Source organism: Micromonospora sp. SL1-18, from assembly GCF_047921505.1.
GTDB lineage: Bacteria > Actinomycetota > Actinomycetes > Mycobacteriales > Micromonosporaceae > Micromonospora.
The window spans coordinates 95,812-108,829 of record NZ_JBLROA010000018.1; the positions used below are offsets into that span (position 1 = coordinate 95,812).

Sequence of the window (13,018 nt, forward strand, 5' to 3'; positions counted from 1 at the left end):
TAGAGGGGCCGGGCGTGTGAGGGGTGCGTCCGGCCCCTCCCCCTGTCCGGAGACCGGCGACCCGCCCCGACCGCGCCACCGCCAACGGTCAGCTGACCGGCTGGGCGACGTTCCCCCGGACCCACTCCACGATGGACTGGGTCGTGGCGCCCGGGGTGAAGATCTTCGCGACGCCGAGCCGTTCCAGCTCGGGGATGTCGGCGTTCGGAATGATGCCGCCCCCGAAGACCACGATGTCGGCCGCGTCGCGCTCGGCGAGCAGCTCCAGCACCCGCTTGAACAGGGTCATGTGCGCGCCGGACAGCACGGAGAGGCCGATCGCGTCCGCGTCCTCCTGGATCGCGGTCTCCACGATCTGCTCCGGGGTCTGATGCAGGCCCGTGTAGATGACCTCCATGCCGGCGTCACGCAGGGCACGCGCGACGACCTTCGCGCCCCGGTCGTGGCCGTCCAGGCCGGGCTTCGCGACGACTACCCGGATACGAGAGCTCATCTGCGCACACCTTTCCCCGGCTCCGACACGGTCACCTGAACGAACGGTAACCCGGCCGGTCGGGGGCCGGGGAACCGGGCGGCACCACTACCGGCCGCCACCGCCCACCGGAAGCCGAACACCTCCGCCGAACGGTCACTGTGCGCTACGAACGGCCAGTCCTGGGGCCATCCGACCGGCGGCACGAGCCATGACAAGAACGGATGTAAACGGACAGAACGAAACGCCAATTCGGCGCTTTGGCTTGTGACAGGAGTGGCTGTTGGCTAACGTGTCCACGGTTGTCATCAGGTCCACCGACGGGTGACGACGTGATCGCCGGACGTTCGACGAAGCTGCACCGAACGGTTGGCGGTCGCATCGGATCCCCGACAACGGAGGGTGTGCGTGCGCCAGCGCCTGTCGTCTGAGCCCGATCGTTATCGCGGTCGTCGCCGCGTACCCACCCCTCCGCGGAGCCGCTACGCCGCGGTGGTCACCACCGCTTTCGTGGGAGCCGGCATCGTCGCCCTCGGCGCGAACGCCCTCCCGGACGCCAAGAGCGTCAACCCGTCGGTCCTCGACGAGCTCAAGCAGGCCTCGATCACCAGCCAGGACGTGGCGGCCCGTGGCGACAGCGGCGATCGCGCCTCCCGGGACAGCCGCGCGGACAGCAAAGCCGCCACCGAGCAGGACGTCTGGCTGCTCCCCCTGCACTCGTACGACTTCAACACGGCCTACGGCATGCGCTGGGGCAAGCTGCACACCGGCATCGACCTGGTCGCCCCGGAGGGCACCCCGTACCTCGCCATCCACGATGGCACGGTCACCAAGGCGGGCTGGTTCGGCGGCTACGGCTACGCCGTGATCGTCCAGCACCCGGACGGCAGCGAGGCCATCTACGGCCACTCCTCCGAGATCAACGTCCAGGAGGGCCAACAGGTCAAGGCCGGCGACCAACTCGGCCTGGTCGGGAACACCGGCCACTCGTACGGCTCGCAGCTGCATCTTGAGGTGCATGTCAACGGGCAGCCGGTGGACCCGGTGCCGTGGCTCAAGGACCGCGGGGTGGACATTCAGCTGCAAATCGAGGCAATCTACAGCGACGCAGCCGCCTCCTGACGCTTCGTAACGCCCATTGGCCCGCCCGGATCAGCCGATCCGGGCGGTTTTCGTTGCCGCAAAGTCTATCGGGTCACATCGACAAATGTGAGCGGCGCCACACCAGGCGATGATCCTCTTTCCCAGCAAACCGCCCGGAGTGTGACGAGACCGGGCAGCAGGCATCGCCGGGCACACCCGTCACTCCGGAGTCGCCGCCCGTCATGGTCCAGGCCGCCACCAGTATTTCGAGGTCACGTGCCCCTCGACTGATGAAGGCCCCCGTGCAGGAAGACAGCTCCATCCAGAACGAGAAAGCCCCGAACACCCCCGGCCGGCACCGGCTGCGCAAGCGGACAGGTCGGCGCACCACCTACCTTCTCCTGGGCGCGGTCGCCCTGGTCGCCCTCGGCCTCGGCGGCGTCTCCGTCGCCGTCGCCACCGCCGACCACGGCGCCCCGGCCGCCGACCCGGCCGCCGTCGACTTCGACGCGCAGGCCCGCGCCGAGGCCGCCGCCCGCGCCGACCGCTCAGCCCGAGAATCGACCGCGCCGGTCACTCCGTACGCGACCCTGGTCAGCCCGTCGCCGAGCCCGACCACCGCGAGCCCGACAACGGCGAGCCCGACAACGGCGAGCCCGGCCACGACGAGCCCGGTCACGGCGAGCCCGAAGCCGACGCCGGCGAAGACCGCCACCGCCAAGCCGAAGCCCAAGCCGACGAAGACCACCGCGCCGAAGCCCGCATGGGTGATCCCGATGGCCGGTGCCACGATCACCTCCTGCTACGGGCAGCGATGGGGCACCCTGCACGCCGGCATCGACTTCGCGATGCCCGACGGAACCCCGATCCACGCCGCCGCGGCGGGGACCGTGGTCAAGGCGGGCAACGCCGGCGACGGCTACGGCAACTCGGTCTTCATCGACCACCACAACGGCTACCTGACCCACTACGCGCACCAGAGCCGGCTGATCGTCAGCGTCGGCGACAAGGTGAGCGCCGGCCAGATCGTCGGCTACGAAGGTGCCACCGGGGACGCCACAGGTCCGCACCTGCACTTCGAGGTGCACAAGGGCGCGATGTGGAACCAGATCGACCCGGCACCCTTCCTGCGCGCACGGGGCATCGACGTGGCCTGCTGACGGCCACGGCACGAGGAAGGGCCCGGTCCGGCACCACGCCGGGCCGAGCCCCGCCGTCAGAGCTTGTCGATCGGGGCGTGCCGGAGCACCAGCCACAGGGTCTGGTCGCCGAAGTCGATCTGCGCCCGGGCGCCCGGACCGTGCCCCTCCACGGCCAGCACCCGGCCGAGGCCGTAGCGCTGGTGGTTCACCCGATCCCCCGCCGACACCTTCGGCACCTGCTTCAGCTCGCTGGCGGTGGACAACCGGCTGGCGTCCACCCCGAGCCGCTTGGCGAGCTGGGTCGCCTTCGGCGTACCCCCGGTGAAGCCGCCACGCCCGCCGGGCGTGCGCTCCGCGCGGCCGCCGACGCCGCCACCGCCGCCGGCCCACGAGGTGTACGAGGCCTCGACGCGCTCCCAGCGCACCAGCTCCGGCGGCAGTTCCTCCAGGAACCGCGACGGCGGGTTGTACGCCGGCTGCCCCCACGCCGACCGGGTGACCGCGCGGGACAGGTGGAGCCGCTGCCGGGCGCGGGTGATCCCGACGTACGCCAGCCGCCGCTCCTCCTCCAGCTCGCGGTTGTCGCCGAGCGAGCGCAGGTGCGGGAAGACGCCGTCCTCCAGGCCGGTCAGGAACACCACCGGGAACTCCAGGCCCTTCGCCGTGTGCAGCGTCATCAGGGTGACCACGCCCTGGTGGTCGGGGTCGTCGGTGGGGACCTGGTCGGCGTCGGCGACCAGCGCCACCTGCTCCAGGAAGCCGGCCACGGTTGCCCGCTCCCCCTCCTCCCCCAGCGCCTCGATCCGCTCGGTGTACTCGCGGGCGACGCTGACCAGCTCCTGGAGGTTGTCCACCCGGCCGGCGTCCTGCGGGTCCAGGCTCTCCTCCAGCTCGGTGAGGTAGCCCGAGCGGGTCAGCAGGGCCTCCAGCACCTCCTCCGGGGCGCCGGTCACGGCCAGTTCGCGCGCCGAGTCGAGGAGCGCGATGAACTCGGCGATGCCGTTGGCGGCCCGGGTGGAGATCCCGGGTGCGTCCTTGGCCCGGCGCAGCGCCGCGCCGAAGGAGATCCGGTCCCGGCTGGCCAGCGCCTCGACGCACGCCTCGGCCCGCTCGCCGATGCCCCGGCGCGGCGTGTTCAGGACGCGGCGCAGGCTGACCGTGTCGTCGTCGTTGACCACCGCGCGCAGGTAGGCCAGCGCGTCGCGGACCTCCTTGCGCTCGTAGAACCGCACCCCGCCGACCACCTTGTACGGCAGGCCGACCCGGATGAACACCTCCTCGAAGACCCGGGACATGGCGTTGGTGCGGTAGAAGACCGCCACGTCGCCCGGGCGGGTGTCGCCGGAGTCGACCAGCCGGTCGATCTCCCGGGCCACCCAGTCCGCCTCCGCGTGCTCGGTGTCGGCCACGTACCCGACGATCCGCTCGCCGGCCCCGGCGTCGCTCCACAGCCGCTTGGGCTTACGCGAGGTGTTCCGGTCGATCACCGCGTTGGCGGCGTTGAGGATGGTCTGGGTGGAGCGGTAGTTCTGCTCCAGCAGGATCGTCCGGGCGTCGGTGAAGTCGCGTTCGAACTCCAGGATGTTGCGGATGGTCGCGCCCCGGAACGCGTAGATCGACTGGTCGGCGTCGCCGACCACGCACAGCTCCGCCGGCTCGACCCCGTCGGTGCCGGAGACCAGCTCCTTGATCAGCACGTACTGGGCGTGGTTGGTGTCCTGGTACTCGTCGACGAGGACGTGCCGGAACCGGCGCCGGTAGCTCTCCGCCACGTGCGGATGCGACTTGAGCAGGTGCACCGTCGCCATGATCAGGTCGTCGAAGTCCAACGCGTGCGCCTCGCGCAGCCGCCGCTGGTAGAGCGTGTACGCCTCGGCCAGAGCCCGCTCGTTCGGCCCCTTGGCCCGGGCGGCGAACTCCTCCGGGTCGACCAGTTCGTTCTTGAGGTTGGAGACCTGGGCCGCCAGCCCCCGTGCCGGGTAGCGCTTGGGGTCGAGGTCCAGCTCCCGGGCGACCAGTTGCATCAGCCGACGCGAGTCGTCCGCATCGTAGATCGAGAAGGTGGACTTCAGGCCGGCGTGCTCGTGCTCGGCGCGCAGGATGCGGACGCAGGCCGAGTGGAAGGTCGACACCCACATCAGCCGGGCCCGCGGACCGACCAGCGCGGCCACCCGGTCCTTCATCTCGCCGGCGGCCTTGTTGGTGAAGGTGATCGCGATGATCTCGCCCGGGTGCACGTCCCGCGCGGCGAGCAGGTACGCGATCCGGTTGGTCAGCACCCGGGTCTTGCCGGAGCCGGCACCGGCCACGATCAGCAGGGGGGAACCGGCGTGGGTGACGGCGTCCCGCTGCGGGCCGTTCAGCCCGCTGAGGAGGGCCTGCGGGCCCGGCCTGGCCGACGGCTCCAGGTCGCTGCGCGGCGACAGACGCGCCGAGCTGGAGTCGTCGTCAGCCGAGCGCGCCAGATCGCGGTGCGGCGGGTCGGGCCGGGACTCAGGCGCGGGCGGGGACGCGGGAATGTCGAAGAGAGGATGCATCGCACGGCGAGTCTATGCCGCCGAACCGACATCTCCGGTAGGCGCGGGCCCGGGGCGGGACGAAGGCGCCGAATCCCACAGGTTGGCGGTTTCCTTGCGCACCCCGCCCACGGGTCGGCATACTCGACGACGTGTTCGATCAGCGCTTCTACTTTTACTACGGCACCGGGAGTCCGGCAGCCGTAGGTCGCGCCTGATCACAGACCTGCGAAAAAGCCCCGGGCTCCTGGAGCCCGGGGCTTTTTCGTCCCGGGATCCGCCGCCCCCGGCCCGAGACCCGAGAGGTACGACGATGATGACTGACGTGGTGGAGTCCAGCGGCAGCCTGCCGCGGCACGACGGGGCCGGCGACGCGAACCCGACCGAGGCAGCGGCGGCCCGGACGGGCACCGACGACTCGACGGCCGCCGAGCGGATCGTGGCCATCCGGGAGCGGATCGACGAGATCGACGGCACCATCATCGCGCTCTGGCAGGAGCGGGCCGCGCTGTCCCAGGAGGTCGGGGCCACCCGAATGGCCGCCGGCGGGACCCGGCTCGTGCTCTCCCGGGAGCGGGAGATCCTGGAGCGGTTCCGTCAGGCGCTCGGCGCGGACGGCACTCAGCTCGCCCTGCTGCTGCTGCGCGCCGGCCGCGGCCCGTTGTGACGCGGCCCGTTGTGACGCGGCCCGCCGGGGCGAGGGGGCCACGGTCGGGCGGTCCGGCGGGGGTGCCGGCAGCCGGGCGGAACGCCCGGCCCGCTGGCGCGCGGGGTGGAAGGCCCGGCCCGCGCTGGCGCGCGGGGCGTACCGCAGGGGCGACGGACGGACGCCGCACCGGCGCGACCGGTCCTGGAAACGACGGACCGTTCTGCCGGCGTCGCACTGACGCCGGCAGAACGGTCCGGACGGATCACGCCTCGTGGGTGGCCACGATCTCCCGCTGCTCGGCGAAGTGGCAGGCGCTCGGGTGGTCCGAGCCCCGCCGGATCTGGAGCAGCGGCACGTCCTGGGCGCACACGTCCTGCGCCTTCCAGCACCGGGTGCGGAACCGGCAGCCCGAGGGCGGGCTCACCGGGGAGGGGACGTCACCGGTGAGCCGGATGATCGCCTTGCTCTCCCGCACCGTCGGGTCCGGCACCGGCACCGCCGAGAGCAGCGCCTGGGTGTACGGGTGCGTCGGCCGCTCGTAGATCTCGTCCTCGGTGCCGATCTCCGCGATCTTGCCGAGGTACATCACGGCGACCCGGTCGGAGAGGTGGCGCACGACCGACAGGTCGTGGGCGATGAAGACGTACGACAGACCGAACTCGGTCTGGAGCTTCTCCAGCAGGTTCATCACCTGCGCCTGGATCGACACGTCCAGGGCCGACACCGGCTCGTCGCAGACGATGACCTCGGGCCGCAGGGCGAGCGCCCGGGCGATGCCGATGCGCTGCCGCTGACCACCGGAGAACTGGTGCGGATACCGGTTGATGTGCTCCGGGTTCAGGCCGACCAGGTCGAGCAGCTCCTTGACCTTGCTCCGGCGGGACCGCTTCGGAGCCACCTCGGGGTGGATCTCGAACGGCTCGCCGACCAGGTCACCGACCGTCATCCGGGGGTTGAGCGAGGTGTAGGGGTCCTGCATCACCAGCTGGATCTGTCGGCGCAGGCGCCGCAGCGCCGACCCGGAGAGCTTGGAGATGTCCTGCCCCTTGTAGAGCACCTGGCCGGAGGTCGGCCGCTCCAGGTTCATCAGGACCCGGGCCAGCGTCGACTTGCCGCAACCGGACTCGCCCACCACGCCGAGGGTCTCGCCGGCCTTCAGCTCGAAGGAGACGCCGTCGACCGCCTTGACCTGACCGATGGTCTTCTTGAACACGACGCCCCGGGTGACCGGGTAGTGCTTGACCAGGTCACGAACCTCGATGATGTTCTCAGTCACGGTTCACGAGCTCCTCGGCGAAGTGGCAGGCGCTGGCCCGGCTGCTGCCGACCTGCAGCAGCGTGGGCACCTTCTCCCGGCACACCGGCTGCGCCATGGGGCAGCGGGGGTTGAACGCGCAGCCCGACGGGATGTTCATCAGGTTCGGCGGAAGGCCCTTGATGGTACGGAGCTCCTGCCCCTTCTCGTCCATCCGCGGGATCGAGTTGAGCAGGCCGAGGGTGTACGGGTGCGCCGGCTTGGCGTACAGGTCGTACACGTCGGCTTCCTCGACGATCCGGCCGGCGTACATGACCGCGATCCGGTCCGCGACGTCGGCGACCACGCCGAGGTCGTGGGTGATCAGGATCATGCCCATCTGCCGCTCCCGCTGGAGCTCGCCGAGCAGGTCCATGATCTGGGCCTGCACGGTCACGTCCAGCGCGGTGGTCGGCTCGTCGGCGATCAGCACCTCGGGGTCCAGCGCCAGCGACATCGCGATCATGGCGCGCTGCCGCATACCACCCGAGAACTGGTGCGGGTAGTTGCTGTACCGGCCCTTGGCGTTCGGGATCTTCACCTGGTCGAGCATCTCGATCGCGCGCTTCTTGGCGTCCGCCCGGCTCATGCCGCGTCGGACGCGGAACTGCTCGGCGATCTGGAAGCCGACGGTGAAAACTGGGTTGAGGGCGGAGAGCGAGTCCTGGAAGATCATCGCAATGCCTTCGCCCCGGATCCGACGCCGCTGCTCGGGGGACATCTTGAGCATGTCCTTGCCGTGGAAGCGGATCTGGCCACCGGTGACGAAGCCGGGCGGGGTGTCGAGGATGCCCATGACGGTCTGCGCGGTGACGCTCTTGCCGGAGCCGGACTCGCCGAGCACGGCGAGGGTCTCCCCCGCGTCGACGTGGTACGTCACTCCGTTGATGACCTTGGCGACGCCGTCCCGGGTACGGAACTCCACCCGCAGGCCGTCGACCTCGAGCAGCCGGCCCGTGGGGCGGCCGTCACCGGCCGCTGCGGACTGCTCGGACACGAGAATGTCGGACAACTCAGTTCCCCTATCGGAGCTTCGGGTCGAGGGCCTCGCGCACCGACTCGCCGAGCATGACGAAGCTCAGCACGGCGGCGACGAGGAACGCGGCGGGGAAGAACAGCAGATAGGGCGCGACTCGGATCAACTGCTGCGACTCGCTGATCATGATGCCCCAGGACACGACGGGGGTCTTCAGACCGATACCCAGGAAGGAGAGCGTGGCCTCGGCGCCGATGAAGGAGCCGACCATGATCGTGCCGTACACCAGGATCGGCGCGAGGCAGTTGGGCAGCAGGTGCTTGAAGATGATCCGGCCGGTGCCGGCGCCCAGCGCCCGGGCCGCGACGATGTAGTCGGCCTCCTTGGTGGCCAGCACCGAGGAGCGCATCAGCCGCATCACGACCGGCCAGCTCAGCACGGTCAGCGACATGATCACCAGCGCCATGATCATCCACTCGCTGTTGTCCGTGCCCGAGCCGTTGAAGGTGGTCAGGATGACGATCGAGCCGAGCACGAACGGCAGGCCGAAGAAGACGTCCGCGATCCGGGAGAGCAGCGCGTCCACCCAGCCGCCCCGGAAACCGGCGACCATGCCCATGGTGCCGCCGATCAGCAGGGTGCCCATCACGGAGAGCAGCGCCACCACGATCGAGGCGCGGGCACCGTAGATCGTCCGGGCGAACACGTCCCGACCCTGGAAGTCGTAGCCGAACCAGGCGTCCGCCGACGGCTTCACGATGCTGCGGGACAGATCGCCGTTCACCGGGTCGCCGGAGGTGAACAGCGACGGGAAGGCGGCCATCACCACGAACAGCAGAATGAACACGGCGGAGATCCAGAACAGCGGCTTCCGGCGCAGGTCGTACCAGGCGTCGCCGAGCAGGCCGCGCGGCTTCTGCTGCTTCTGCGCGCTCTCGGGGAGACCGGCGTTGGCCGGAGCGGTCGGCTGCTCGATGCGGGGGGTGCTGACAAGCGATGCAGCGCTCGGGTCACTCATAGCGAATCCTCGGGTCCAGGGCGGCGTAGAGCAGGTCCACCAGCAGGTTCATCAGGAGGTAGACCATCACCAAGACCACCACGATGCCGACAACGGTAGCGCTCTCCTTGGTGACGATCGAGCGGAGGACCTGGCGGCCGACACCGTTGATGCCGAAGATGCCCTCGGTCACGATCGCGCCACCCATCAGGGCGCCGAGGTCGGTGCCGAGCAGGGTGACGACCGGAATGAGCGAGTTGCGCAGCAGGTGCACGCCCACCACCCGGCGCATCGGGAGACCCTTGGCGATGGCGGTACGCACGTAGTCGGCGCGGCGGTTCTCCGCGATGCTGGTGCGCGCCACCCGGGCGATATACGCCATCGAGGCGCTGCCGAGCACGAAGCCCGGCAGGATCAGCTCGGTGATCCGCATCTCAGAGGAGACGGTGGGGGTGACGATGCCCCACTTGACGCCGAAGAACCACTGGAGCACGAAGCCGATGACGAAGACCGGCAGCGCGATCAGGAAGAGGGTGGAGACCAGGACCAGATTGTCCAGGAAGCCGTTGCGCCGGAGACCGGTCAGGACGCCCGCGCCGAGACCGATCACGGCCTCGATGCTGAGCGCGACCACCGCCAGCTTCAGGGTGTTCGGGTACGACGTCGCGATGATGTCGCTGATCGGCCGGCCACTGTAAGTGGAGCCGAAGTCACCCTGGAAAAGATTCTTCATATAGCTGGCGTACTGCACCCAGATCGGCTGGTCGAGGTGGTACTTCTCGGTCATCATCGCCACGTAGTTCGGCGGGCAACCGCGGTCGCCACACTTGCCGGCGAAGGGGTCTCCGGGCACCGACCAGACGAGCCAGTAGATCAGGAACGTCGTACCGATGAACACCGGCACGAGTTGCAGCAGCCGTCTCAAGAGATAACGGCCCATGGGGTGGTCCTCCAGAAGGGGTGCGCGTCGGGTCGGCCGACACGGTGGTGACAACGTGCGAGGGGTTTGTTGTACACCCCCTCGCGGAACGGCCCCGGGTCGGGCCCACCTGTAGGCGAGCCCGACCCGGGGTCAGATCGTTCGGATCAGAGCTCGACCGAGCTGATGTCGAGCTCGCCGACGTTGGTCAGCTCCATCTTCTTGATCTTGTCGGAGTGCCCGGACTGCTGGCCACCGAAGTAGACCGGGATGGCCGGGACGTCCTGGTCGATGAGCTGAACGGCCTCAGCGAACAGCTTGTGCGACTCCTCCAGGCTGGGGGCCGCGAGGGCCGCCTTCGCCTTGGCGTCGACCTCCTTGTTGCTGTAGCTGCCGTCGTTGGAGGAGCCATTGGTCACGTAGAGCGGCATGACCCAGTTCTCCACGTCCGGGTAGTCCTGCTGCCAGCCGGCCCGGTACATGCCGGTCATCTTCTTGGCCTTGATGTTGGCCCGGAAGACCGCGAAGGTCGGCACGCCGACGGCGACGGCGTCGATGCCCAGGGTGGTCTTGATCTGCTGGGCGACGGCCTCCATCCACTCCTTGTGGCTGGCGTCCGCGTTGTACGACAGGGTCAGCTTGCCGGTGAAGCCGCTGGACTCCGCGAAGAGCTTCTTGGCCTCGGTCGGGTCGTACTTGCAGACGGTGCAGTTGCCCGGCTCGGCGCCCGGGGTCAGCGGGTTGGCCCAGCTGTCGGCCGGCTTCCGGTTACCGAAGAAGATCTTGTCGGTGATGTCCTGCCGGTTGATCGACAGCGAGATCGCCTTGCGCAGCTTCGGGTCCTGGAAGCGCTTGTCGTAGAGCGGGAAGGAGATGATTCCCGTCGACGGGGTGGTGGCAGCGATGGCCTTGTCGCCCAGGTCGTTCTTCCACTTGTCACCGGCCAGCGACGAGACCGGCACCTGCTGCATGAAGTCGATGTTGCCGGAGACCAGGTCGTTGTACTCGGCCGTGTCGTCCTGGTAGATCTTGACGGTGACGTCCTTGACCTTCACCTTGTCGCGCAGGTTGTAGTCATCGAAGCGGGTGAGCTTGATGTCGACGTCGTCCTGCCACGAGACGAACTTGACCGGGCCGTTACCGATCGGGTTCTTGCCGAACTTGTCCGGCTCCTGGCTGAAGAAGGCGTCCGGCATCGGCACGAAGGCGCTGTAGCCGAGCTTGGTCGGGAACACCGCGGTCGGCGCGTTGAGGGTGACCTCGAAGGACCAGTCGTCGAGGACCTTGAGGCCGGACATCTCCTTGGCCTTGGGCTCCGGCGCCTTCTCGCCCTCCTTGGCGGGCTCGGTGTAGACGTCGTCGAAGCCCTGGATGTCGGCGAAGAAGCTCGCGTTCGTCGCGCCGTTCGGGCCGTACGCCCCCCAGTTCCAGGCCTTGACGAAGTTCTCGGCCTTGACGGGGGTGCCGTCGTGGAACTTGGTGTTCGGCTTGATCTTGATCGTGAAGACCTTGGAGTCCTTGGTCTCGATCGACTCGGCAAGGGCGTTCTGCGGAGCGCCACCGTTGTTCGGGTACTCGACCAGCCCGGTCCACAGGTAGTCGACGATCCGGCCGCCACCGGTCTCGGTGGTGTTCGCCGGAACCAGGGGGTTCTGCGGCTGGGTGCCGCCGAGAATAATCGCGCCATCCGTGCTGGCGTTGGGCTCGTTGCCGCCACCGCCACCGCTGGAGCAGCCGGACGCGACGAGCGCGAACGCCGCGCCCACCGCGAGCGCGCCGCTCGCCCGCTTCGAGACTCTCATTCCGAGGGGCCTCCTCTTTCTAACCTGGTTCCGTCGTGAATTTCACGCACGTCTGGGGGGTGACACCGACCGCCGACCCGAATCACGGGTCGCCGGTTTACCGCAGAGGAAATCGGGACACCCCAGGGGCGCCGATCCGCCGGGCACCGCACCCCGGCGCACAGCACCAAGCAGGGCCAGCGGCCACTCAACGTCACATCGAGGCGACGTCGAGTGATGATCGGCAGGCCCGACGAGGTGCCACACCCCAGGGGTGAGGTGCTGCCACTGTGACACTCACCGGCCCATTCCGTGAAGGTGCCGTTATCAAGCCGTTAGTTGGCTGCCGCGTTGCCGATACTTGAGAAAAGATCATGATAGGGGCGAGTCGTACCACTCTGAACAGGTAAGACACGGTCACGCCGGGCCGGGCACCCGCGTAGGCTCGGTGGCCGTGAGCTTCCCCGCCTCCGCTCCGGCGCTCCCCGACGTCCGTCGGGCCCTGGCCGTATTTGCCCATCCGGACGATGTCGACTTCGGCTGTGCGGGCACGATCGCCGGCTGGGTGGACGAGGGTATCGAGGTGGCTTACCTGATCGTGACCCGAGGTGGTGCCGGCGGGTTCGACGACAGCCCGCGCGAGGAGATGCCCGCCCGGCGCGACGCGGAGCAGCGGGCGGCGGCCGCCGTGGTCGGCGTACACCGGGTCGAGTTCCTCGACGGCCACCCCGACGGCACCCTCGTACCCAGCCGGGAACTGCGCCGCGACATCGCCGCCGGAATCCGCCGGTTCCGGCCGGACCGGGTGCTCACCAGCTCCCCGCTGCGCCGCTGGGACCTCCTCACCGGGCCGAGCCACCCCGACCATCTGGCCGTCGGCGAGGCCGCCACCTGCGCGGTCTACCCCGACTCGCGCAACCGCTTCGCCTTCCCGGAGCTGCTCACCGAGGGCCTGGAGCCGTGGGTGGTCCGGGAGATCTGGTACGCGGGCGGCCCCGGACCGGACCACGTCGTCGACGTGACCGACCAGGTCGACCGGAAGATCGCCGCGATGCGGGCGCACCACTCCCAGACCGCGCACATGGACGTTGCGGCCTGGGTACACGACCTGCTCGGCACGATCGCCGACGACGCCGGACTCCCCGCCGGCCGGCTGGCCGAGGCGTTCACCGTGCTGCGCACCGAGTAA

The 13,018-nt window shown here is 69.4% G+C and carries 11 protein-coding genes; 4 read left to right on the plus strand and 7 right to left on the minus strand.

Annotated elements, in window-relative coordinates:
• Window positions 1–88: 88 nt before the first annotated feature.
• Window positions 89–493, minus strand: a complete 405-nt coding sequence (locus tag ACNAW0_RS11815; protein ID WP_416287830.1) for a cobalamin B12-binding domain-containing protein — start codon at window positions 491–493, stop codon at window positions 89–91.
• 387 nt (window positions 494–880) lie between these two features.
• Here ACNAW0_RS11815 and ACNAW0_RS11820 point away from each other — a divergent pair, with 387 nt between their 5' ends.
• Complete coding sequence (locus tag ACNAW0_RS11820) at window positions 881–1,594, plus strand: M23 family metallopeptidase (RefSeq protein ID WP_416287831.1); 714 nt, start codon at window positions 881–883, stop codon at window positions 1,592–1,594.
• Window positions 1,595–1,845: 251 nt separating this feature from the next.
• Complete coding sequence (locus tag ACNAW0_RS11825) at window positions 1,846–2,715, plus strand: M23 family metallopeptidase (protein ID WP_416287832.1); 870 nt, start codon at window positions 1,846–1,848, stop codon at window positions 2,713–2,715.
• Window positions 2,716–2,771: 56 nt separating this feature from the next.
• Here the strand turns inward: ACNAW0_RS11825 and pcrA are convergent, their stop codons facing one another.
• A complete protein-coding gene (pcrA, locus tag ACNAW0_RS11830) occupies window positions 2,772–5,234 on the minus strand; it encodes a DNA helicase PcrA (RefSeq protein ID WP_416287833.1) in 2,463 nt (820 codons plus the stop codon).
• A 292-nt stretch (window positions 5,235–5,526) separates the two neighbouring features.
• On the opposite strand from pcrA, the gene ACNAW0_RS11835 reads away from it, so the two are divergent.
• Window positions 5,527–5,880, plus strand: a complete 354-nt coding sequence (locus ACNAW0_RS11835; RefSeq protein ID WP_416287835.1) for a chorismate mutase — start codon at window positions 5,527–5,529, stop codon at window positions 5,878–5,880.
• Window positions 5,881–6,124: 244 nt separating this feature from the next.
• Here ACNAW0_RS11835 and ACNAW0_RS11840 read toward each other — a convergent pair whose 3' ends face one another.
• The 5 genes from ACNAW0_RS11840 to ACNAW0_RS11860 all read right to left on the minus strand — a co-directional run bounded on the left by ACNAW0_RS11840 (window position 6,125) and on the right by ACNAW0_RS11860 (window position 11,850).
• Window positions 6,125–7,138 carry an ABC transporter ATP-binding protein gene (locus ACNAW0_RS11840; protein WP_416287836.1) on the minus strand — a complete coding sequence of 338 codons (1,014 nt, stop codon included), beginning with the start codon at window positions 7,136–7,138 and terminating at the stop codon, window positions 6,125–6,127.
• Window positions 7,131–8,153 (minus strand): ABC transporter ATP-binding protein, encoded by a 1,023-nt coding sequence (locus tag ACNAW0_RS11845; RefSeq protein WP_416287847.1) that lies wholly within the window; start codon window positions 8,151–8,153, stop codon window positions 7,131–7,133. The genes ACNAW0_RS11840 and ACNAW0_RS11845 overlap by 8 nt, the downstream gene beginning before the upstream one ends.
• Before the next feature lie 25 nt (window positions 8,154–8,178).
• Window positions 8,179–9,150, minus strand: coding sequence for an ABC transporter permease (locus tag ACNAW0_RS11850; RefSeq protein WP_416287837.1), 972 nt, complete (start codon window positions 9,148–9,150; stop codon window positions 8,179–8,181).
• Entirely contained in the window at window positions 9,143–10,069 is a 927-nt protein-coding gene (locus ACNAW0_RS11855) for an ABC transporter permease (protein ID WP_416287839.1), read from the minus strand. The genes ACNAW0_RS11850 and ACNAW0_RS11855 overlap by 8 nt, the downstream gene beginning before the upstream one ends.
• A gap of 146 nt (window positions 10,070–10,215) precedes the next feature.
• Complete coding sequence (locus tag ACNAW0_RS11860; RefSeq protein ID WP_416287840.1) at window positions 10,216–11,850, minus strand: peptide ABC transporter substrate-binding protein; 1,635 nt, start codon at window positions 11,848–11,850, stop codon at window positions 10,216–10,218.
• A gap of 433 nt (window positions 11,851–12,283) precedes the next feature.
• Here ACNAW0_RS11860 and ACNAW0_RS11865 point away from each other — a divergent pair, with 433 nt between their 5' ends.
• Window positions 12,284–13,018 (plus strand): PIG-L deacetylase family protein, encoded by a 735-nt coding sequence (locus tag ACNAW0_RS11865; protein WP_416287841.1) that lies wholly within the window; start codon window positions 12,284–12,286, stop codon window positions 13,016–13,018.

What these genes read in the sequence shown, in the direction of transcription:
- ACNAW0_RS11860 (WP_416287840.1), bottom strand. Translation starts at nt 11,850, where the DNA reads ATGAGAGTCTCGAAGCGGGCGAGCGGCGCGCTCGCGGTGGGCGCGGCG.
- ACNAW0_RS11815 (WP_416287830.1), bottom strand. Translation starts at nt 493, where the DNA reads ATGAGCTCTCGTATCCGGGTAGTCGTCGCGAAGCCCGGCCTGGACGGC.
- ACNAW0_RS11825 (WP_416287832.1), top strand. Translation starts at nt 1,846, where the DNA reads ATGAAGGCCCCCGTGCAGGAAGACAGCTCCATCCAGAACGAGAAAGCC.
- ACNAW0_RS11850 (WP_416287837.1), bottom strand. Translation starts at nt 9,150, where the DNA reads ATGAGTGACCCGAGCGCTGCATCGCTTGTCAGCACCCCCCGCATCGAG.
- pcrA (WP_416287833.1), bottom strand. Translation starts at nt 5,234, where the DNA reads ATGCATCCTCTCTTCGACATTCCCGCGTCCCCGCCCGCGCCTGAGTCC.
- ACNAW0_RS11855 (WP_416287839.1), bottom strand. Translation starts at nt 10,069, where the DNA reads ATGGGCCGTTATCTCTTGAGACGGCTGCTGCAACTCGTGCCGGTGTTC.
- ACNAW0_RS11835 (WP_416287835.1), top strand. Translation starts at nt 5,527, where the DNA reads ATGATGACTGACGTGGTGGAGTCCAGCGGCAGCCTGCCGCGGCACGAC.